This is a genomic window from Roseibium sp. AWQ4_254, from assembly GCF_056161025.1.
In genome coordinates, this window is the sequence record NZ_JBSWYH010000008.1 from 107,727 (window position 1) to 130,363 (window position 22,637).

Here is a 22,637-nt window from a genome sequence, read left to right on the forward strand (position 1 = left end):
CCACCTCGGCCGGGCGGGCCCGCATTGCCTGTTCGCAGCCGACACTTGCGCCACGTTCAAATCACAACGGCCCAATGCCGTGCCCGCCAGGGCTGGTGCCACGCAGCGCCTGGCCTGCATGTGCAGGCCGTGCCATTTCCTCCGCCGTCGGACGGACCAGCCGGTAGCATGTGCCTGCTACGAAGGCATCATATTGCGATCCGCCAAGCAGCTGCCAGCGATGGACGCTGTCCATGGGCGTCAGCTGGCGAACTGTATCTGGCTGATTGTTGTCATAGACATGGAGCCGCGCGACACTGTCCCGGCTTCCGTTGACAAGATCATAGCCGATGGCAACCACCCAGTGGCTGCGGGAGGGCGTCCCGCCCCCGTCCAGCAGAATGGGATAGGGCTGTTCCCGGTCCAGGTAAGGTTTCAACAACCTGAACTGCTGCCTCTTGCTGTCCTCGTACCGTTGCTGCGGTCTCGTATCCGCGGCGGAGCCGGTAAAATAGGGAAAGGCAAATCCGTGGGCATCAAACTGCCGGCGGTTGATATATCCATGCAAGGTCGAGTGCTCGGCGGGCGGTGTCGTATCGCTGGGTATCGGGGTGTTGGAATAGTAAAAATCAAGCGCTGCAAAGGACATACCGCCGCATAATTGCCGCCCGCTGGCACCAAAATAGCTCCAGCGAATGTCCTTGTTGCTGAAATGAAACCCGTGTGTCGCAGGATTAAAACGCGTCTGCATATCTGAAATCCTTCGGTTCAGTCGATCACAGCAGACCGCAGTTTCAATGACACACGGCCTGCGCCCAACGTCCCGGCTGGCAAAAGACCGGCCAGCCGACTGCCCACTTGTCCAATTGCACACCGGAGCGCGTGAAAAAGGCTCCAAAAAAGCCGCTACCGCGTCGTTGGCCACAAGCCGAAACTCATCGGATTGCCTTTGGCCGCCTGAAAACAAAAAACTCAACACACATGACAAACCGGTTTGTTTCCCCAAGAACGCGGCGCGCTCTGGTCCGTTGTCAATTTCCTGCCGGCCCCATCTTCAAGCCCGGGGGATGCCTGCTTGCCAAAAAAACGTCTGCGGCCAGCATCTTCATCAAACCGGCCCTATAATAGCTTAAATTGATGATTTTACCAAGTTGCCGCGCATTTCCGGCAGTTGCGCCCTTCTCAAGAAGGGCAGGAGACAGGGGGACTGCGCCTTATCCCCCCGCGCCTCACACAAGCCTCAATAAATAAGACCCTATTGGATGGTGAGGTTGGCATCAGGTGCTGTCCTTTGGCGCCGCCCAGTCCTTTGCTACCAGGGTCAGAACATCATATTGCGCGGCAATCTCACCGGTCTGCTTGGTGACCTGACAGTCCCAGCGCACTTCGCCATAATCGGCGGTTGCGCGCGGGTTGATCTCCTTGCAGGTCAGACGCACTTTGAGGCTGTCGCCAAAATAGACCGGGGTCAGGAAGCGCAAATTATCGACGCCGTAATTGGCCAGAACCGGCCCCGGTGCCGGATCGACAAAAAGACCGGCAGCAAAAGACGCGATCAGGTAGCCATGGGCGACCCTTTCATCAAAAAACGGATTGGCCCTGGCCGCATCGCTGTCCATATGAGCGTAGAACGTGTCGCCGGTAAACTCCGCGAAATGCTCCACATCCTCCTGACTCACCTCGCGCGCCTCTGTCACGATCTGATCCCCGATTGCCAATCCGGCCAGGGACTTGCGGAACGGATGCCCCCCGCTTTGGGCAGACGCCCCTTCCATCCATTGGCCGGTGACCGCAGACAAAAGCTCCGGCGTGCCCTGAAGGGCGGTGCGCTGCATGAAATGTTTGACCCCGCGCATGCCGCCCATTTCCTCGCCGCCCCCGGCGCGGCCCGGTCCGCCATGAACCAGAGGTGCCAGTGGCGAGCCATGCCCAGTAGAGCTTTTCGCCGAGCGGTGGTTGCCGATCAGCACCCGGCCGTGGAAAGCCGCAAGACCAGCGACAATCTCCCGGGCAACTACCGCATCATCAGTGAAGAGAGAAGAGACCAAAGAGCCCCGCCCTTTCTGCGCCAGTACCACAGCTTCCTCGGGCTCCCGGTAGGCCATCACGGTGGCCACCGGTCCAAAGGCCTCCACCGCGTGAACCGCCCCGGCTGACAGTGGATCTGCGCAGTGCAGCAGCACAGGAGCCATGAAGGCGCCGTGCTTCACATCGCCAGAAACAAGATCAACCAAGTCCAGCCCGCCGCAGACAATCTCCGCTTCGCAGGATAACGCCTGCACCTTGGCTTTCACATCCTCCCGGTCCTTGAGCGAAACCAGCGCGCCCATGCGCACGCGCTCATCGTCCGGCAGGCCAACCGGCGTGGCGGCGAGACGCTGAGAGATAGCCTCCATGAGAGCCCTCTCATGGCGCAGCGGAGCGATCACCCGGCGGATGGCCGTGCATTTCTGCCCGGCTTTTACCGTCATCTCCCGGCAGACCTCTTTCACGAAGAGATCAAATTCCGCCGTGCCGGGTCCTGCGTCCGGGCCAAGGATCGCAGCATTCAGACTGTCCGCTTCCATGGTAAACCGCACCGAATGGGCCAGCACTGCCGGGCTGGATTTCAGCTTGTGCCCGGTTGCGGCAGACCCGGTGAAGGTGACCACGTCCTGCTCGCTCACATGATCCAGAAGCCCCCCGGCCGACCCGGTCACGATCTGCAGTGCGCCCTCTGGCAACAAGCCGGTGGCCAGAATGCGGCGCACCACCAGCTCGGCCAGATAGGCGGTCTGGGAGGCAGGCTTGATCAGGCAGGGCATACCGGCAATCAGTGCCGGGGCTATTTTTTCCAGCATGCCCCAGACGGGAAAGTTGAAAGCATTGATGTGAATGGCAACGCCCTGAAACGGGGTCAGAATATGCTGGGCAGAAAAGCTGTTATCCCGGGACAGAAGCTCTACCGGGCCTTCGGTGAGCAATTTGGTGTTTGGCAAATCCCGACGGGCCTTGGAGGCAAAGGTCAACAGGGTGCTGATGCCGCCTTCAATGTCGATCCAGCCGTCCGAACGCGTGGCACCGGTGGCAAAGCTCTCCGCATAAAACAGCTCTTTTTCGTCCATCAGCTTCAAGCCGACTGCCTTCAGCATCAAGGCCCGTTCGTGCAGGGTCATGGCGCGCAGGGCCGGACCGCCCACAGCCCGGCCCCAATCAAGCGCGGCCGCAAAGTCCAGCCCCTCTGTTCCGATCAGGGCATGGGGAACGCCCGTCGCGGCATTCAGCACCGGCCGCCCTTCGCCCTGCCCCGGACGCCAGGCCCCTTCCAGATAGCTTTCCAGACGGCGCGCCTTCGCTCCCGCTCCGCTCATGGAGTGTCCTTTCTTTTATTTGGCATGCGTTGATGTTGGCCCGCAGGCTCAATCGTCATAGCTCAGGACCAGCCGGGCGGAGGTGGGGCGGCTCTGGCAGCACAGCACATAGCCGGCGCGGACCTCGTAATCCTCCAGCGCGTGGTTGGCTTCCATCTCCACCGAGCCCTCCAGCACCTTGGCCCGGCAGGTGGAACAGATCCCGGCCTTGCAGGCATAGGGCGCGTCCAGATGGGCCTCCAGCGCCGCTTCCAGAACGGACGTCCCGTCCCGCGCCATGGAAAAGCGCCGTGTGGTTCCATCCAGCGTGACCGAGACATCGCAGGCACCCGCGTGACGGTCCTCAGCCGCCATCTTTGGCCGCTGCTTGAGCCGCCCAGGCTGGGACGACTTGAACAGTTCATAGCGGATCTGGTCGTCCCCAAGCCCATGGGCCTTCAGGCGCCCGGAGATGACCTTCATCATCGGCTCCGGCCCGCAGATAAAGGCTGTGTCGACCGTCTCCGGATTGATCAGATGGGTTAAGAGCCCGTCCATTTTCTCAGCATCGATCCGGCCGGAGAAAAGATCGATCTCCTGAGCATCGGTTTCCAGAATATGGATGAGCGAGAAGCGGCCAAGATAGCGGTTCTTCAGATCCTCCAGCTCTTCACGGAACATGATGGAGCTTGTCTGCCGGTTGGCATAGACCAGCGTGAATGAACTCTCCGGTTCCCGCGCCAGCACGGTCTTCAGGATCGACAGAACCGGCGTGATGCCAGACCCGCCCGCAAAGCCGAGATAGTGTTTGGGCTGCTCCGGGTCGAGAGGTGTGAAAAACCGGCCCATCGGGGCCATGGCCTCCAGCCGGTCCCCGACCTTAAGATGCTCATTTGCCCAGGAGGAAAAGGCCCCGCCCTCGACCCGTTTGATGCCCACCTTGAGCAGGCCGTCATCAAGCCCGGCGCAGATCGAATAGGACCGGCGCAGCTCCGTGCCGTGAAAGTCCCGCCGGAAGGTCAGATACTGGCCCTGAATGAAGGCAAAATCCTTGGCCGCGTTTGCGTCCGGCTTCAAGGTGAGCACAACCGCATCCCGGGTGTCCCGGCGAATGTCGGTCACTTCCAGGGCATGAAACCGTGCCATTTTCTTCTCTCCTGCCCGCCCCCGGGCTTTGGTATGTGCCGGAGCTCTAAAAACATTTGAAATAATCGAAGGGCTCCAGGCAGGCCCGGCAGCGCCAGGCGGCCTTGCAGGGGGTCGAGCCGAACTGGCTCACCCGCTCCGTCTCAGCCGAAGCGCAGCGCGGGCAGGCCACAACAAGACCCGCTGTGCCGGAAAGCCGGGCTGCCTTCGCGCTCATGCGGTCCGGCGCCGTGCCATCGACAGGCGGGGCAATTCCGAATGCCCGCAGCTTTTCCCGCGCCGCAGTGTTTACCCAGTCTGTGGTCCAGGGCGGCGACAAGCGCCGCTCCAGCGCAAGCGCTGTCATGCCCTTTTCCCGCAGTTTCTCCTCAATCATGAGATCAATCACCGCTGTTGCCGGGCAGCCCGAATAGGTCGGCGTGACTGCCACCACCAGGGTGGCGCCGTCATAACGGACCTCCCGCACGATCCCAAGGTCGGTGATGGAGACAACCGGAATTTCCGGGTCCGGCACCTCGGCCAGCCAAGCCCAGATTTCCTCAATCTTAGGCAGGCCTTCAGCCAACATATCCTTGGTTGGTGTCAACATCGCTGGCATGGCCGCACCCCCTACCATTGCGCGCCCGGATAGGCCCGCTGGAGAAACTGCATTTCGGCAAGAACAAACCCCAGATGTTCCGTATGCCGGCCCTGCTTGCCCCCCAGGTGGGCATAGCCGCCCGGAGCAGGTGCTGTCAGCGTGGCTTCCTCCAGCGTATCGCGGACAAGGCGGTCCCACTCCGGCTGCAAGGCGCGCAAGTCCGGGGCAAGACCGGCGTCCATCATCTGCGTATCAACCGCGTCTGCGGTGAACAATTCGCCCGTATAGGGCCAGAGGCGATCAAGTGCGTCCTGCATGCGCCGGTGGCTTTCCGCACTGCCATCACCCAGGCGCACCACCAGATCGGACGCCCGGTCCAGATGATAACTGACTTCCCGGAGGGCCTTTGCCGCGATCTCGCGGATGCGTGTGCTGCGGCACTGCGCTGCCAGCCAGCTCAGCAGCAGATGATGAAAGGCATCGAACAGAAATTCACGCATCATCGTCACGGCCATGTCGCCCTTCGGTAGTTCCACCAGCAGGCAATTGCGGAAAGCGATAGCATCGCGCAGATAGGCAAGGTCGTCAGCGCTGCGTCCGGCCGCCTCCACCTCCCCTGCAAGCTCCAGCCACAGGCGGGTATGGCCGATCAGGTCAAGCGCCGTGTTAGCCAGCGCAATATCTTCTTCCAACACCGGCCCCCGGCCGCACCATTCAGAGGTGCGGTGGCCCAGGATCAGCGCATTGTCGCCCATCCGGCACAGCCAGTCGAACAGCGCTGGCCGCAAGGCAGCATCACGCACAAAGGGGTCTGCCGCCCCGGTCTCTAGCAATAAAGGTGCTTTCGTGTTAACGGCCGTTTCCATCACATCTTTCCGACGTCTTCCGGAATGTCGAAGAAGGTTGGATGGCGGTAGGTCTTGCTGTCCGCCGCATCAAACAACGGTCCCTTGTCTGAGGGGCTGGAGGCCGTAATCTCCTTTGACGGCACCACCCAGATCGACACACCTTCCCGGCGGCGCGTATAGACATCACGCGCATGGTTGACCGCCATTTCCGCATCCGGCGCATGCAGGCTGCCCACGTGGCGGTGGTTCAGCCCGTGCTGTCCGCGAATGAAGACCTCCCAAAGCGGCCATTCCTTTTTGCTCACGGCCTGTCCTCCCCTCGTCTTTGATCCAGCCTATTCCGCCGCGTCCACAGCCATTTGACGGCGCTGCGCCGCCTTGTCCGCATAGGCACTCAAGCCCTCCCGAAACCAGGCGCCGTCCTCCCAGGCGGACACCCGTGCCTCCAGCCGCTCCCGGTTGCATGGCCCATTGCCCTTGATCACGTCGAAAAACTCCGTCCAGTCCGGCTCTGAAAAGTCATAACCGCCCTTGTCTCCGTTCCAGGCAAGCTTCTCATCCGGAACTTTCAGCCCCAGATAGTCGGCCTGAGGCACGGTTTCGTTGACGAATTTCTGGCGCAGCTCGTCATTGGTGTTCATCTTGATCTTCCAGGCCATGGACTGGGCTAAATGGACCGAGTCCTTGTCGGACGGACCGAACATCATCAGAGCCGGAAACCAGAACCGGTTCAGGGCATCCTGCGCCATTTCCTTCTGGGCCTCGGTCCCGGAGGCCATTTTCATCATGATCGAATAGCCCTGGCGCTGGTGGAAGCTTTCCTCCTTGCAGATGCGGATCATGGCGCGGCTATAGGGCCCATAGGAGGTGCGCTGCAGCGGCACCTGATTCATGATCGCCGCCCCGTCCACAAGCCAGCCAACCGCGCCAATATCCGCCCAGGTAAGGGTCGGGTAGTTGAAAATGGAACTGTATTTCATCTGCCCGCAATGAAGCTTCTCCAGCAACTCATCCCGCGACACACCCAGGGTCTCGGCGGCCGAATAAAGATAAAGCCCGTGGCCCGCCTCGTCCTGCACCTTGGCCAGCAGGATCGCCTTGCGCTCCAGGGTCGGCGCCCGCGTGATCCAGTTGCCTTCCGGCAATTGGCCGACAATTTCCGAATGAGCATGCTGGCCGATCTGCCGGATCAAGGTCTTGCGGTAGCCCTCCGGCATCCAGTCTTTCGGCTCGATCTTATCGCCCCGGTCGACCCGGTCCTGAAAGGACTGCTCTTCCGGCGTCATGTCTGAGCGGGGTTTCAGCCCCTCAGATTTCACAAGCTGCGCATACATGGCCTCTCCTCCCATGCGGGTCTGCCGGACACTCCTCCTGCCCGACAGCTGACCAACGATAGCATATTACATCACACTAAAAACAAAAATTCTAAAAATGTGATGTATTAGAGAGCCCGCCCCAACTTCCGCAGTCAAGCAAACCCGGCCGCCTCCCGCAAAAGCCGGTCGCAACGGAGGCAGGTTGCCCCCGTCCGGTCCGGCAGCAGTCCTCCGATATCCCGGAACCCGTGCCCGATGAAGGCATCGGCCTCGTTCACAAGCGCCAGATAAAGACGCACAAAGAGCTGGCGGGCCGTTTCCGCCGGCCACCCGTCCGGCCAGGCTTCTCTTGGCAGACGCGGATCTTTGAGCGCCGCATGACGGTAATGATGCACAAGCTGAAGACGCAGCGCGAGCGCCCGCTCTCCCGGCATGGCCTTGCCTGGATCAGCGCTGGCGGCAAGGTCCACCAGCCCTTCAAACCGCTGCAAAAAGGACCGGTATCGATCCGCAACAAGGTCCAGATCCCACAGCGCCCGGCTCAGCGCGGGCCACTCTTGCGGCGTGCTGACGGTCTCTGCGGAAAGAACAAGGCCGGGCAAAGCGGGCAGATCGGAGCGGTTCGGGCCAATGGCCAGACCGGAGCCCAAAAACGCCCATCCGTCAGGCAAAGGCCCCTGTGCGCCGGGTGCTATCAGCCAGCCCCGCGCCAGCGGCGGCGGGGCATAGAGAACCCGGGCAGCGGTCTGAAATTCGGCCTCTGCCGCCTCCGTCAACCGGTAGAAACTCTTGCGCCCCACCCGTTCGCCGCGCAGCTTGCCTGCGGCCACCAGCCGCGACATGGCCGTGCGCACCAGGCTTTCATTGATGCCGTGCTGCGCACAACAGGCAACCACATCCCCCATCCAAAGGGCGCCGCCGCGCGGGGCGACAACATCCCCATAAAGCGTCACGATAAAGGCAGGAGCCCGCGGCACCGTATCAACGGCGGCTTTGGACTGCAGGTCAAACGGGTCAGTCGGCATGAAAGGCACCTCTGAAAAATTATATCACACCATATTCAGTTTTTGAAAAAGAATGTGCTCTATTAAAGTGCAGGTCTATGACCGGCAGTCTGGACAAGGAAAAACCCCGCCCCCGTTGCAACGGCGACAACCCGGTCGTCTTTCAGCGCCTCGGCAGGCACCGGATAGCGGGAGCGGTTGTCGAGCACAAAGGACTGATCACCCGTGATCTGCAGAACCATATGCCCCTGGCCCTGCGCTGTCTCCAGCACGATCAGGCGCAAGGTGTCTTCCCGGTAGCCTGCAGCCACCAGCAGCGCCCGTTTCAACAGAACATGATCTTCGCAGTCCCCGGCGCCTGACAAAAGGGTCGCCAGCGGATTGGCCCAATGGTCATCCAATGCGCTGTCCCGCACATAGCGGAGCCGCTGCGACAGAACCGCTTGCACCAGAGCCGGTTGCCCATGACGGGGGCTGGACTTGACACGCGCCACCGCGCGCTGCCAGACCGCTGCCCGCCGGTCCCGGCACGCACCGTGACCACAAGACGAAAGCCACCCCGCCTCAGCCGCCAGCCTGGCCCGGGCACGCGACCAGCGCCGCGCCAGAACCGTGTCGGACCGTTTTTCAAACCCTGAGACATCACTTGAAAAGGCAGTCTGCTTCAGCTGTGGATCAGGACGGCCGGGCGCAACAGTGGATTGAAAATGCCGGCCAGCATTGGCGGCCCGGCTAAACTCGGCAGCAGCCGCCGCGCCCGCAGACGTCAGACCAGCGGTCGCCAGCCCTGCAGCACCGCAGAGCCCCAGAAGGAGCGTCAGCCCGACGCGGTATCCCTTTGCAAATGCCATCGACCCTGCCCGGTTCAGGCGGGCCGGACTGTGCTCATCTCTCGCGAAAAGCTTCCGAACGCGCCTTGATAATGGGCTTCAACAGATAGTCGAGGACCGTTTTATTCCCGGTTAAAATGGAGGCACTGACAACCATTCCCGGAAGGATTGGTAAAGGACTGCTTTCCGTTCCGAGCCAGTTGCGCTCGGTTTTCAAAATGACCCGGTAATAGGTCTGCCCGTCCTCATCCGTGACCGTATCCGCCCCAATGCGTTCCACCGTACCGGGCAAGTCACCATAGAGCGTGTAATCATAAGCTGTTACCCGCACACGGGCACTTTGCCCGGGATACAGGAAAGCCACATCCTGAGGCCGGATACGGGCTTCGATCAGGAGCGTGTCTTCCAGCGGAACGATCTCTGAAAGGTTCTCACCCGGTGAGACAACAGCTCCGATGGTGGCAACGGAAAATTTGTTGATAATGCCGCGCACCGGTGCCCGCAGCACTGTACGGCGCACCTTGTCCCGCGCTGAGGTGATGGTTTCCTCCAGAATGGTCAACTCGGTCTGGGTCTGGGTCAAGGCCTCATGCGCCCTGGCGCGGAAACCAAGCACAGCGCTGTCGCGCCGCGCGGAAGCTTCCGTAATGGCGGCTTCAGCGCGCGGGATTGACGCCTTCAACACCGCCACGTCCAACTGCCCGCCCCGGGCTTCCCGTTCCAGGCGCAGCAGATCCATTTTCGGATAGGCGCCTGCCTCTGCCAGCTCCCGCGCCCGGGCCAGTTCCTCGTCGAGCAGCGATGCTGAAACACCGGCGCTTTCCAGCCGGGTTTGCAATTCGGCCTTTTCCAGCTGGCGCTGGGACAGCTGCTGTTCGATCACCGACAGTTCCTGACGCAGGGCAATCCGGCGCGCCTCAAAAAGCGCCAGCTCCCGGGCCGCTTCCGGTGGTGCCTGCCCATCCTCTCTCAGGTCCAGCTGGTGTCCCTCTGCTTCTGCTTGCAGACGCTGAACCCGGATCTTGAGGGCCGCGCGCTGTTTTTCAAGTTCCCCGAGCCGCGCTGCAAAGCCGGTATCATCAATCCGGAGCAAGGGGTCCCCGGGTGCCACCACATCCCCTTCCCGAACGAAGATCTCGGCAACAAGCCCGCCCTCCAGAGTTTCCACCACCTGGATCTGGCTCGAAGGGATCACCCGCCCGGCTCCCGTCGTAACCTCTTCCAGTTCCGCCAGCGACGCCCAGATCCCCAAAGCGCCAAGCAGCCCCAGAGCCGCCAGAAGCACGCCCCAGAGCCCGGCCTGACGCCGCTGGTCCAGTGCGGCCCTGAGATCATTGGCAAAGACCTCATCCAGCCGGGACATCATCACCTCCCCGGAGACTTGTCTGCGCACCGGCCTTGAGCCGCGCCAGAACGTCTTCCTTTGGCCCATCCATCACCAGCTTGCCCCGGTCGAGCAGAAGCAGGCGGTCAACAAGGTCCAAAGGCCCGTCCCGATGGGTGGCGATGACAAGCGTCACCCCCTCCTCCGCAATCCGGCGCAAACGCTGGCACAGCTGGCGCTCCGACATGATATCGAGATAGGCGCTCGGCTCATCCAGGCACAAAATGTCCGGGCGACGGATAAGACACCTGGCCAGCGCAACCGCCTGCCGCTGGCCACCTGACAGGCTGCGCCCGCGCTCTTCGACCGCCATCTCCAGCCCCTCCCGATGGTGGGCGGAAAAAGTATCAACACCGGCCAGATGCACAGCTCTTTCAAGATCTGCGGACGAGGCATCGGCAGCGCCCATCAGGATATTGTCTTTGAGACTGCCGGTGAACAGTTCCGCATCCTGCAGGCACAGGCCGACAGAGGCCCTCAGATCTGCAGCGGAAAACTGGCGCGTGTCGACACCGCCCAGCAGATAGGTGCCTGCCTGCGGTTCATAAAGACCGGCCAGAACCCGGACCAGCGAGCTTTTGCCCGAGCCGACCCGGCCGATCACACCGACCGCTTCGCCTTTCTTGAGAGCAAAGCTGACCTTGTCCAGCGCGGGCACGGACCTGCCCGGATAGGTCAGGCAGACATCCTGAAAGGCAAGGCCGGGGTCAGCCGGAAAGGTCAGGGCGCGGGCGCTCACGCCGGTTTCCATGCCCGCCTCCATGAGCCGGTCGAGACTGCGCAGGGCGCTGCGTGCATGCAGCAAGCGCGCCAGGGTCTGGGCAATATTGTTCAACGGGCTCAACACCCGGCCAGCCAGTATATTTGCCGCAATCAGGGCGCCGATTGTGATCCGGCCCTCCAACACCAGAAAGACGCCCCAGACCACGATGACAATCGACACGAGTTGAAAGACAACACCGGTGAAAGCGGCAGCGACATTGGCCCAAAACCGGGCCCGGGTGGTGGAGCGGCTGGTGGCAGCCACGGACCGGTCCCAGGCCCGCCGGAACCAGCTTTCGCTGCCGCTCACCTTGACCGTTTCCAGCGCCCCGACCGTTTCCACCAGAACCGACTGGCGGCGGGCCGCATCGGCCTGGCTCTGGGCCAGCGCCTTTGAGAGCGGCCGCTGCACCAGAGCCGTCACCGCAACAACCAGCGGCACGGCAAGGGCTGGCACCCAGGCGAGCGGACCAACCAGGAACCACATCACCCAAACGAAAATACCGATGAACAGAAGATCGGTTGCCGCAATCACCGTGGAGGAGGTCAAAGCATCGCGCACGCTGTCAAGATCCCGGACCTGATTGGCCAGCCCACCTGTGGAGGCAGGCCGCCCGGACAGTTTCAGCCGCAAGACGTGATCAAACATCCTCCCTGCCACCGCCATATCGACCCGCCGCCCGGTTTCATCCACCAGCCCCATGCGCAGCATCTTGAAAATGAAGTCGAACAGAAAGGCGATCAGAACACCGGCGGTCAATGCCCAAAGGGTGGGGATCGCCAGATTGGGAATGACCCGGTCATAGACATTCATGATGAAAAGCGGGCTGGCCAGCGCAAGCAGATTGCCGATCAGAGCCGCGACCACCACTTGCAGGTAATTCGGCCAGAACCGGCGCACCGCCGACCAGAACCAGTCCTTCGGGGTGTCCTCCTGTTGCTGCCTCCTTCGCCCGCCCGGCACCAGTCCCACAAACACCACCACCGGCAGACCGCGCCCTTCGAACGCCTCAAGCGGCACGTCCCGAAAGCCGCCAAACCCTGGCCCCATCACAAGATCTTCCGGGATCCGCACGGTCCCTTTCGCCCGGTCAACCGCCTCCACGGCCACAGCCGGTTCCCCCCTTTGCACAACGATGACGGGCAAAGCGACCTGCGGAAGACCTGCAACCGCACGCTGCTCGATCCGCACGACAAGCCCAACCCGCCGGGCGGCCTCCTCCAGATCCTGAAGTCTCAGGCCAGGCCCGGCCGAGGGCAGCCCGCGTGTCAGCTCGCCCGGATTGACGGCAATTCCGTGAAACCGGGCCACATGCACCAGCGCCTCCAGCAGGCCTGTCTGCGGCGTCTCAACCGCATCGGCCAAGGGAGCCAGCGCAGCGCCCCCGGAGAGTGCCATGCCGGAAGGGGCCTCCCCATCCAGATCAGCGCGGCGGCTGTCCCGCCGGATGATCGGTTCCCCCTCTTCCATGGCGGCCCCTCACCACTTGCGCAAGGGTTCGATCAGCCCTTGCGACCCGACAAACCATGGCAACTCCTCCGGTCCGGGCTGGCTTTCCGATGGGGCAGAAACACCGACGGAAGCAAGTAGGCTGCCTGTTGAGGCCAGCAGCCGATAGCGCGCAAAGACGTCAATCGTCTGAGAACTGATCAGTTGGACACGGGAGGTGAAGACCGAATTCTGCGCAATCAGCAGGTCCAGAAGATCCCTGAGACCCGCTTCATATTCCTTTTCATAGCTGACAATCACAGCCTTGGCGGCAACGCTCTGCTGCTGCAGGGCTTTCAGACGGAGATCGTTGGCCGCAATATCGCTCCACGACCTGCGCACGCTTTCATCCACCTGACGCCTCACATAATCGAGCTGCAACTTGGTTTCCGTCACCTGCTCGCCCAATTGCCGCCTGCGGCTGGTGTCGATCGTGCCATTGAAAAGGTTCCAGGACATGGTCATGCGCACGGCAAATTCGTTGTTGCGCCCGGGTGTGCCGTCCAGATCCTCGCCCACGGATGCCAGCCCCTCGACGCCCAGGCTCGGCAGGAACAACGCCTGGGACTTGTCATAATCAGCCCTGGCCGCATCCACATCCGCAGATCCGGCCCGGAGCGAAGGGTGGTTGGCGCGCGCCGCCGCAATGGCCTTCGCCTGGCTTTTTGGCAGAGCATCCGGGCGCTCCGGCGCAGACAGTGCCGGGGGAGGCACTCCGATGACGGCCTCGAACCGGGCCTTGGCGGCCCCGAGTTCCCGCAGCACATCCGCGCGCACCGCATGCACAGCCGCAACACGCTCCTCGGCCTGGCGCAACTCGCTCTCCGTTGCCGAACCGCCTTCGACCTTGGTGCGCACAATGTCCAGCAGCCGCACATGCTCGCGGATATTGACGTCTGCTGCCTGCAAGATCCGGTGATGACGGACCACATCCAGAAACGCTTCCACGGCATCCAGGCCAATCAGCTCCGCCCGTTCCATCACCCGCGCAGCAGATCCGTCCACCCGCGCGGACTGGCGGTAGATCTCATTGGCCCGTGCAAAACCATCGAAAAACACCTGCCGGGCCACCAGTGTTGCATCCCGGGCATTGCGCCAGGCGCGATTATCCGCCTCAGAAAGCGAATTCGGCCGGTCGACATATTGCGCCCCAAAAGACGCTTCCAGATCCACCTTTGGCAGATAGGCCCCTTGTGCCTGGGCATAGTCATAGCCGGTAGACCGCCGGCTGGCCGCAGCCGCCAGAACCTGAGGGTGCGTGGACACCGCCCGGTCGACCGCCTCGCGGAGGGACATGGCCTCTCCGGACAGCGTGAAACCCGACAACAGAACCAGAGACAGCAAGGTCTTTGACCAAAAAGGCTTCCACAGCGCCAGAGGCGGCCTCACCGGATAGAGGCCTGACACCGCCGACCTCGCATTCCTGCTGCACATCATCCTGCCCGAAACCCACCCCTTGAAACCGCTGGGACAGCCCTTTTCAAACGCCAAAGTTACCCAGCGTTTTTTAAAACACCCGACAGACCGGAAAAATTAAATTTCCGAGACACACAATAAGCTTAACGCAGTTTATTTGGACGCAGCAAAGTTTTTTTGTTAAAAATGCGTTAAAGCACCAAATAGTCTTTTAGTTATCACGACTATCGTGATAAATTACGATGAAATGAACGTGGGCCGTGTTTAGTCATCCGAATGCCGAAAGCGCCGCTGCGGAGACGGAGAAAGCTGCAGTTTTGGATACTGCCAGCGCGCCGCCCCTCATTGCCAACGCATCGCTGCTGTTTCAGGGCGAATACACGCGTGAGGGACCGGATTTACTTATAACCCACCCGGACCACGGCAGCCTGACGATCATCGGTTACTTCATACATTCGCCACCCGCCTCCCTGACCACCCCCGAAGGGGCTTTTCTCGACGGTCAAACGGTTGCCCAGCTCGCCGGTCCGCAAGCCTCGACCCAATTTGCCCAGGCCGGGGGCGCCGCAGCCAGTGCCCCCATCGGCTCGGTTCAAACGGTCAGCGGCACGGTGACCGCCCAGCGAACGGACGGAACCAATGTGGTGCTGGCGGCCGGAGACCCGGTGTTTCAAGGCGATGTTGTCCAGACTTCGGCCGCCGGGTCGCTCGTGATCATCTTTGCCGATGAAACCCTGTTCACCCTGTCGGCCGATGCCCGAATGGTTCTCGACGAACTGATCTATTCCCCCGGCGGCTCCGGCAATTCCATGGTGATAAACCTCGTGCAGGGGAGTTTTGTCTTTGTCACCGGACAGGTGGCCCCGACCGGTGACATGCGGGTTGAGACGCCGACAGCCACCATGGGCATTCGCGGTACAACGCCAGTCGTACAGATCAGCGCTCTGGACGGAGCCACCAGGTTTGCCCTTGCTGTCGACCCCGACGGGCAGCTGGGCTCCTACCAATTGTTCGACAGGGTCTCCGGCCTGCTCCTGGGCACGGTGGACACGACCGACTCCACCTTCCTGGTACAGTCGGCAGGCGCTCTGCCGGTCATCACGGCCAGAACTCCGGCCGAATTCGCGGCAACCGAAGGGCAGATCCAGCTGGCCTACAGTGCCTACGGTTCGGCAGGTCTCGGCCAGCAAAGCCCCGGCGGGCCACAAAACGGTGGCCAGAACGATGGCCAAAACGGCGGCCAGCAGAATGGCAACAGCCCGGACCAGACCGACGCAGGCCCCGGCCAGATCCAGGGCGGCCCGGTGCCGGACCTTTCGGGGCCAGATCTCTCTCCCCTGGGCGGAGGGGCCAGCGACGGGCCAGCGGGCACTGACACGTCCGGCGACCGGTCCGGCAGGTCCCCGTTTGCGCCCGACACAGCGCCCTTACCAAGCGCCCCTCCGCCAGGAGGCACCTCCGCTCCCGAACCGGCCGGTGATAGCTCCCTGCCCCCCTCTGGGGAGGAAACGCTGGCTGTGGTTGTACCTGATGCCCTGGCAACCCGGGAGGACGTCTCCTTCAGCCTGAACGGCCTGACCGTGGAGATCCCCGGCAACGGGGATGGGACCGTTTCGATCACCGCCCGCTCGACCGTCACGCTTGCCCAGATAACCGGGCTGACATTCTTGGCGGGCGATGGCGTTGCGGACGAGACGGTCACCTTCTCCGGAACGGAAAGCGCGATCAATGCGGCCCTGGACGGCATGGTGTACACGCCCGCACCAGACAGCGAGATGGGTGGCCTCTCCGTTACGGTATTTGATGGCACCACCAGCCTGTCAGCCGAGGTCCCCATTGCCATCGAGCCGGTGTTCGACGCCCCCATCGTCTATGACATTGCCCTCACCGTCTCTGCCGACGGCTCCGTGACAGCGCCGTTTCTCGGGGCTGATCCGGATATTGGCGACAGCCTGACGCTTGAGACCCTCAGCGCTCCGGCGGCGGGCAGGCTTGATGTCTTTGACGACGGCACCTTTACCTTCAGCACCGATGGTGCCTTTGGGTCCCTGTCTGCGGGCTCGGTCCGCGACATCACGTTCCAATATACCGCCACCGACAGCACCGGCCTTGTCTCCGAGGTTCCGGCAACGGTCACCATCACGGTAACTGGCCTCAATGACCCGCCCCGGCTGACGGTAACGCCGCCGCCCGCCTTCACGGAAGCAGCCGATGCGTCCGCGCAGGTGCTGACCGGGTCCGGCTTCGTCATCTTCAACGACATCGATCAGGACGACACGCTGACCCTTTCCTTTGAGATGAGCGGGGCTCCCGTCTGGAGCGGCGGCGACCTGGATGCACAGTCTCCGGACCTCGCTTCGATCCTGAGCCTGGGATTTGCGATCAGCGGCGTGGATCCTGACACAGGCCTTTACACCACAAGCGTCAGGCAGGGTGTTCTGCAATGGTCCTATTCCGCAGAAGCGGATCTGGATTTTCTGGAGGCGGGAGACACGATCAGCTTTTCCTACGATGTCACGGTGCAGGATGCTGCCGGAGACAGCATCGTCAAGTCCGTGAGCTTCGTCATCACCGGCACGGAAGATGCCCCGGACCTGTCCGGCGGCGCTGACGGAAGCTTGGCACCCATGCCCCAGCCAGCGCTTTATGAGGCGGGCGGGGAGACCATTCTCGATTTCTCCGGCTGGGCCGAACCAGTTCTTGTCAACCTGGACCTTGGCACATTCCAGCAGCCGGACGGACCAGCCGAACCAATCGGGACAGTGCCCGGAACGCGGATCAGCCGGGTTCTGGGAGGCTCCGGGGATGATGTTCTGACGGGCAGCCGTCTGGACGATACACTCCATGGCGGCCCGGGCCTGGACACTCTCACGGGCGGGGCGGGAGCCGACACATTCGGCCTGGCCGGGACCGATATTGCCGATGTCATTGTTGACTTTGAAGCGGGCGAAGACCGTCTCGATCTGTCCGCCTTGCTGGACGCTCATTTCAGCACCGCTGACCTGTCCGCCTATGTCAGGGTCACACAGGACGGCAGCAATGCAATTGTCAGCGTCGACCGGGATGGCGCGGCCACCGCTTCGGATTTCAAAGACGTGGCTGTTCTTCAATCCATTGATGCCGGGGGGATCATTGATTTTGTCTTTTCAGATAACGGCGTTCAAACGCCCGACACTGTTGTCTCCTGACGTTCTTCCCCCTGACTGGCGCACCTGCCGGAGCGCCGCTGTCCTGGCCCCATGAAGGCCGTGTTCCGAAACCTGTCTTCGGTGTTCGGGGTCGCCCGTCTAGCCGCGCTGGCGCTGCTGCTGGTGTTGCTCGCCATCCGGGTCGCCGATCCGCTTTTGGTCGAACTGATCCGGCTTAAAACCTTTGACTTTTACCAAGTGCTTAAACCCCGCGCCTATGAGGAAGTCCCCGTTACCATTGTCGACATTGACGAAAAGAGCCTCGCGGAACTTGGCCAATGGCCCTGGGCGCGCTCCACCCTCGCCCGCATTCTCAACAACATTGCCCAGGCGGGCGGCGTGGCGGTGGCGTTCGACATTGTCTTTGCCGAACCGGACCGCCTGTCGCCGACGCAATACAGCCGGTCGGTGAACGGGCTCAGCGCGGCGGCCCGCAAGGAACTGGCAGCCTTGCCCGGAACGGACCAGATTCTGGCGGACACCATGCGCCGGATGCGGATTGTCGCCGGTCAGGCGGGCAGGGCTGACAGCACCGGCGCACCCCGCCCGGACCAGGCGCAAACACCGGTTGCCCTGCTTGGCCCGGATCCAACCGGCTTCCTGTTCAACTACCCGTCCTTGCTGCGCAACATCCAGCCGCTGGAGGACGCCGCCCTGGGCAAGGGCCTCTTTTCCATCTATCCCGACCCGGACGGGGTGGTCCGCCGTGCAGCTCTTGCAGCAAGGGCCGACGGCAAGATCCAGCCGTCCCTGAGTCTCGAATTGCTGCGGGTGGCCACTGGCCAGAATGCCTTTGCCATCAAAAGCGATGCCGCCGGCATCAAGAGCCTTGTCGTTGGCGGCGTTGAGGTTCCTACCGACCGGAACGGACGGATCTGGATCCATTTCACCCCCTCCCGGCCTGATCGGTATGTCTCTGCCGCCGACCTTGCGAGCGGCACGTTTGATGGGGCCAAAATCCGCAATCACCTCATCTTGTTCGGGCCGTCCGCGACGGGTCTTCTGGATCTGAAGACCACACCCCTTGATCCGGTCATGCCCGGGGTGGAAGTGCATGCGCAGATCCTTGAGAACATTCTCAGCCAGTCTTTTCTAACCCATCCGAATTTCGCCCTTGGTGCCGAACTGGCCGCAGCAACGGCCTTGTCGCTCCTGGCCATCCTGCTGGTCCCGATCCTGGGTGCCCTGCCGGTACTGGCCTTCGGCTTCCTTCTGGCGGCCAGCTGGGCCGGGGGCAGCTGGTATCTGTTTGCCAGCGAAAACCTGTTGATCGACGCCGGCTATCCGCTGTTCACCAGTCTCAGTGTCTTTCTTCTGCTGGTCTTCATCAACTACCGCCGGGAGGAAATCCAGAGGCAGGAAATCCGGTCCGCCTTCAGCCAGTATCTGGCTCCCGACTATGTGGAGCAAATCGCCAAACACCCGGAAAGCCTCACCCTTGGCGGGGAGCACCGGTCCATGACGATGCTGTTTTCAGACGTGCGCGATTTCACCAGGATTTCCGAGAGCTTTGCCGACAACCCGCAAGGGCTCACCAGCCTGATGAACCGGTTTCTAACCCCGCTTTCCAACGGCATCATGGAAAAACGCGGTACAATCGACAAGTATATGGGCGATGCGGTCATGGCCTTCTGGAACGCTCCGCTGGACGATGACAATCAGGAAGTCCATGCCTGCGAAGCGGCCCTGCTGATGGTGGCCCGCATGCGGGCGCTTAACGCGGAACGCGAACGGGAAGCGGCCGGGGAGGGCCAGGTTTTCTTTCCGCTGAATGTGGGCATCGGCATCAACACAGGAGACTGTGTTGTCGGCAATATGGGCTCCGAATTCCGCTTCGACTATTCCGTGCTCGGCGACGCGGTCAATCTCGCCTCCCGGCTGGAGGGCCAGACCAAGACCTATGGTGTGACCATTTTAATCGGCGAGACAACCGCTCAAAAGGCCCTACCCCGGTTTGCCCTGGTGGAAGCGGACCTGATCCGCGTCAAAGGCAAGCAGGAGCCGGAACGGATCTTCTGCCTGCTGGGCGATGAAGATCTTGCTCAAGAGGACGCGTTCCGTGCCCTCAAGTCCCGGTTCGGCGCCATGCTGGCAAGCTACAGGGCCCGAGACTGGGACGAGGCCTTGTCCCATGCCAAGGCGGTGGCGGACGCGGGCGGCGGGGACCTTGCTCAGCTGGCCCGGACCTTTTGCAGGCGCATAGAGGCTTACAAAACAACGCCGCCCCCGGAGCCCTGGGACGGCGTCTTCATTGCAACGGCCAAGTAAGGCCGATCGGCAGGTGTTAGAAAGCTCAGGCCCGTTTGACCGATTGCTGCTGCACGCCAAGCTTGTCGATACCGAGCCGCATGGTTTCCCCGCCGCGCAGATAGACCGGCGGTTTCTGGCCCATGCCGACCCCCGGAGGCGTGCCGGTGGAGATCACGTCGCCCGGCTGCAGGCTCATGAACTGGCTGCAATAGCTGATCAGGTGCGGCACCTTGTAGACCATGGTGGACGTGGACCCGTTCTGATAACGCTTTCCGTCCACTTCCAGCCACATGCCCAGTTGATCAAAATCACCAACCTCGTCCGGGGTCACCAGCCAGGGTCCGAGCGGCCCGAATGTGTCGCTGCCCTTGCCCTTGTCCCAGGTGCCGGACCGGTTGATCTGGAAATCCCGTTCCGAAACGTCATTGATAACGCAGAAACCGGCCACATGGTTGAGCGCATCCGCCTCGTCAATATATTTGCCGCCTTTACCGATCACGACCCCAAGCTCGACTTCCCAGTCGGTCTTTTCAGAGCCGCGCGGGATTTCCACGTCGTCATTCGGACCGACAATCGCCGAGGTCCACTTGCCGAAGATCACCGGCTCGGGCGGCACATCCAGGCCGGACTCTTCCGCGTGATCGGCATAGTTGAGGCCAATGCAGATGAATTTTCCGACGGCCCCGACGCAAGGCCCAAGACGCAGGCTCTCCTGCGGCTGGCCGTCCACCAGGGGAAGCGCAGCGCTGTCGAGCCCCTTTAGCTTGGCAATCGTGTCGGGCTGTAACGCCTCGCCGGAAATGTCGGCGACATGGGCGGACAGGTCCCGCACACGTCCTTCGGCATCCAGCACACCCGGTTTTTCCTGTCCGGTGGGACCATATCTCAGCAGTTTCATGTAGCAGATCTTTCAGTTGTGCAAACGGCCCGCCGGAGGGTCCGGCGGACTGGCTTTTCTGGATCAACCGCTGCCCGGCCAAACCAGGTCAGGCAGCGGCACGGTGATCACTGTCACAGGCGCCGAGCGTCCGGCGGCCGGAAGACCGCAGGACGCTCGCGGGTCAATCAGTCGTAGAGAACCGCAGCAATTTCAGGGTCATCCATATTGGATGCGTCATAGTAGAAAAAGCCCGTATCGATCAGATTCGGTACGTCCTCTCCCTTTGCCGCGGCCACGGCCGCCTTGACAGTTTCATAGCCGATGCCAACCGGGTTCTGGGTGATCGCCCCGGCCATGACACCGCTCTTGATGGCGTCCTTCTGGGCTTTGCCGGAATCATATCCGATGATCACAAGCCCATCCTTGCCAAGTTCCTGAACCCCATTGACGACGCCAATGGCGGAGCCTTCATTGGTACCGAAAATGCCTTTCAGATCCGGATTGGCGGTCAGGATCGCCTTGGTCACCTCCGTCGATTTCAGGTGATCGCCCTGGCCATACTGGACCGTGACGATTTCAATTTCCGGATAGGCCTCGTTGAGGCGGTTGACGAAACCATCGCGCCGGTCAATGCCGGTGCGGCTGGTCTGGTCATGGGCGACAACCGCCACCTTGCCCTTGCCACCGATCTTTTCAGCCATTTTGTCGGCTGCCAGCGCGGCAGCGGCCACGTTGTCGGTCGTAGCGGTGGCCACCGGGATTTCACTGTCAACTCCGCTGTCAAAGGCAACGACCGGAATGCCGGCCTCATCAGCTTGACGCAGCAGCGGAATGGCGGCCTGACTGTCCAGGGCCGCAAAGCCGATGGCTGCCGGCTTGTTGGCAAGAGCCGCGGCCAGCATGTCGATCTGACGGTCCACCATGGTCTCGTTGTCCGGACCTTCGAAAGTGATCCGGACGCCTTCCTCCTTGGCTGCCTTTTCAGCGCCGAGCTTCACAGCCTGCCAGAACTGGTGTTGGAACCCCTTCGAGACAAGCGGGATGTACATTTCCTCCGCCAGCACCGCCGTTGACGGCAGGCTGAGGGTCAGGGCACTGATCGCCCCCAGGACAAAACGACGTGAAAACATTGAAACTCCTCCTCTTTCTTCACTTTGCCAAACGTCTTTCAAACCGGGGCGTCGGCCGCCCTCTTCTTGTGTGTTCAGACCAGATCCTCACGCGGCCCGGCGACGGCGCACCATATCGGCATAGACCGCTAGAATGATGATCGCGCCGGTCACGACCGTCTGCCATTCCTGGGCAACGGACAGGACCCTGAGGCCGTTGGTCAGAACCGCCATGATCAGCGCGCCGATCAAGGTTCCGATAATGGTGCCGCGTCCGCCGGACAGGGACGTGCCGCCGATGACCACGGCAGCAATTGCCTCCAGCTCGTAACCGAGCCCGAGGGCCGGCTGGGCAGAGTTGAGCCGTGAGGCGATCAGGATGCCCGCAATGCCGCAAATGCCGCCTGCAAGCGCATAGATCCCCATTTTCCAGGCATCGGTATTCACTCCGGACAGGCGCACCGCCTCCTCGTTGGAGCCAAGCGCAAAGGTGTAGCGCCCCAGAACCGTGCGGCCGAGAATATAGGATGCCGCCAGAGCCACCAGAAACAGGATCAGCACCCCGTTCGGGATTGGCAGCGCCGGGATCACCTCGCCAATCAGCGAGCCCCGGGAAATCTGATCGAATCCCGGCGTGTCGTTGAAATAGATCGGCCGGGTGCCGGAAATCACCAGGGACAGGCCCTTCAGGATCAGCATCATGCCGAGCGTGGCAATGAAGGGCGGGATCTTCATCTTGGCCACGAAAGTGCCCGAGCAGAGCCCGCACAGCGCCCCTGCCCCGATGGCCGCCACAACACCAAGCGGAAGCGGCATGCCCGCATAGGTCAAAACCACCCCGGCAATAACCGCGCAAAAGGTCATGAGCGTGCCCACGGACAGGTCAATGCCACCGGTGATGATAACCAGCGTTGCCGCGACCGCCAGCACCCCGTTGACCGAAGTCGCCTGCAGGATCGCGATCATGTTGGAGGTCTGCATGAAATTGGGCGAGGCAATCGAAAACCCGATCAGCAGCACAATCAGTGACGCAAAGGCGAGCAGCTTTTGATGCGCGCCCGTCTCGGCCAATTTTGCCAGCAGGCCGGCCGGTTTGGCCGCCCCCGGTCTTGTTTCCTCCATTGTGT

Annotated in this window: 17 protein-coding genes; 2 read left to right on the top strand and 15 right to left on the bottom strand. The window is 61.9% G+C overall.

The features are described from left to right. Window positions 1-61 precede the first annotated feature (61 nt). From ACXAIC_RS08070 to ACXAIC_RS08125, 12 genes are all read right to left on the bottom strand, one after another. Window positions 62-730, bottom strand: a complete 669-nt coding sequence (locus ACXAIC_RS08070) for a hypothetical protein (protein ID WP_475175516.1) — start codon at window positions 728-730, stop codon at window positions 62-64. Between the two features lie 526 nt (window positions 731-1,256). Then, window positions 1,257-3,329, bottom strand: a complete 2,073-nt coding sequence (gene paaZ, locus ACXAIC_RS08075) for a phenylacetic acid degradation bifunctional protein PaaZ (RefSeq protein ID WP_475175518.1) — start codon at window positions 3,327-3,329, stop codon at window positions 1,257-1,259. Between the two features lie 48 nt (window positions 3,330-3,377). After that, window positions 3,378-4,454, bottom strand: a complete 1,077-nt coding sequence (gene paaE / locus ACXAIC_RS08080) for a 1,2-phenylacetyl-CoA epoxidase subunit PaaE (protein ID WP_475175520.1) — start codon at window positions 4,452-4,454, stop codon at window positions 3,378-3,380. A 46-nt stretch (window positions 4,455-4,500) separates the two neighbouring features. Further along, complete coding sequence (gene paaD / locus ACXAIC_RS08085) at window positions 4,501-5,052, bottom strand: 1,2-phenylacetyl-CoA epoxidase subunit PaaD (protein ID WP_475175523.1); 552 nt, start codon at window positions 5,050-5,052, stop codon at window positions 4,501-4,503. A gap of 11 nt (window positions 5,053-5,063) precedes the next feature. Next, window positions 5,064-5,789, bottom strand: a complete 726-nt coding sequence (gene paaC, locus ACXAIC_RS08090; protein ID WP_475175742.1) for a 1,2-phenylacetyl-CoA epoxidase subunit PaaC — start codon at window positions 5,787-5,789, stop codon at window positions 5,064-5,066. A gap of 110 nt (window positions 5,790-5,899) precedes the next feature. Beyond that, window positions 5,900-6,187, bottom strand: coding sequence for a 1,2-phenylacetyl-CoA epoxidase subunit PaaB (gene paaB, locus ACXAIC_RS08095; protein WP_475175524.1), 288 nt, complete (start codon window positions 6,185-6,187; stop codon window positions 5,900-5,902). Between the two features lie 30 nt (window positions 6,188-6,217). Then, window positions 6,218-7,216: a 1,2-phenylacetyl-CoA epoxidase subunit PaaA gene (gene paaA / locus ACXAIC_RS08100; protein WP_475175525.1), complete on the bottom strand. Its 999-nt coding sequence runs from the start codon at window positions 7,214-7,216 to the stop codon at window positions 6,218-6,220. Window positions 7,217-7,350: 134 nt separating this feature from the next. Continuing rightward, window positions 7,351-8,223: a PaaX family transcriptional regulator C-terminal domain-containing protein gene (locus ACXAIC_RS08105; protein ID WP_475175527.1), complete on the bottom strand. Its 873-nt coding sequence runs from the start codon at window positions 8,221-8,223 to the stop codon at window positions 7,351-7,353. Between the two features lie 62 nt (window positions 8,224-8,285). Next, window positions 8,286-9,053, bottom strand: coding sequence for a transglutaminase-like cysteine peptidase (locus ACXAIC_RS08110; protein ID WP_475175528.1), 768 nt, complete (start codon window positions 9,051-9,053; stop codon window positions 8,286-8,288). A 34-nt stretch (window positions 9,054-9,087) separates the two neighbouring features. Then, window positions 9,088-10,395 carry an HlyD family type I secretion periplasmic adaptor subunit gene (locus ACXAIC_RS08115; protein WP_475175530.1) on the bottom strand — a complete coding sequence of 436 codons (1,308 nt, stop codon included), beginning with the start codon at window positions 10,393-10,395 and terminating at the stop codon, window positions 9,088-9,090. Next, window positions 10,379-12,649: a type I secretion system permease/ATPase gene (locus ACXAIC_RS08120; protein ID WP_475175532.1), complete on the bottom strand. Its 2,271-nt coding sequence runs from the start codon at window positions 12,647-12,649 to the stop codon at window positions 10,379-10,381. Before ACXAIC_RS08120 ends, ACXAIC_RS08115 begins: the two co-directional genes overlap by 17 nt. A gap of 9 nt (window positions 12,650-12,658) precedes the next feature. Further along, window positions 12,659-13,963 carry a TolC family outer membrane protein gene (locus tag ACXAIC_RS08125; RefSeq protein ID WP_475175534.1) on the bottom strand — a complete coding sequence of 435 codons (1,305 nt, stop codon included), beginning with the start codon at window positions 13,961-13,963 and terminating at the stop codon, window positions 12,659-12,661. 437 nt (window positions 13,964-14,400) lie between these two features. Here ACXAIC_RS08125 and ACXAIC_RS08130 point away from each other — a divergent pair, with 437 nt between their 5' ends. Then, window positions 14,401-17,271: a type I secretion C-terminal target domain-containing protein gene (locus tag ACXAIC_RS08130; RefSeq protein WP_475175536.1), complete on the top strand. Its 2,871-nt coding sequence runs from the start codon at window positions 14,401-14,403 to the stop codon at window positions 17,269-17,271. Window positions 17,272-17,322: 51 nt separating this feature from the next. After that, complete coding sequence (locus tag ACXAIC_RS08135; protein ID WP_475175538.1) at window positions 17,323-19,539, top strand: CHASE2 domain-containing protein; 2,217 nt, start codon at window positions 17,323-17,325, stop codon at window positions 19,537-19,539. Window positions 19,540-19,564: 25 nt separating this feature from the next. On the opposite strand, the gene ACXAIC_RS08140 is transcribed toward ACXAIC_RS08135, so the two are convergent. The 3 genes from ACXAIC_RS08140 to ACXAIC_RS08150 form a co-directional block, all read right to left on the bottom strand. Beyond that, on the bottom strand, window positions 19,565-20,419 hold the full coding sequence (locus ACXAIC_RS08140) for a fumarylacetoacetate hydrolase family protein (protein WP_475175540.1): 855 nt from the start codon (window positions 20,417-20,419) through the stop codon (window positions 19,565-19,567). Between the two features lie 167 nt (window positions 20,420-20,586). Next, on the bottom strand, window positions 20,587-21,531 hold the full coding sequence (locus tag ACXAIC_RS08145) for a substrate-binding domain-containing protein (RefSeq protein WP_475175542.1): 945 nt from the start codon (window positions 21,529-21,531) through the stop codon (window positions 20,587-20,589). A gap of 87 nt (window positions 21,532-21,618) precedes the next feature. Further along, a complete protein-coding gene (locus ACXAIC_RS08150; protein ID WP_475175544.1) occupies window positions 21,619-22,632 on the bottom strand; it encodes an ABC transporter permease in 1,014 nt (337 codons plus the stop codon). Window positions 22,633-22,637: the final 5 nt, after the last annotated feature.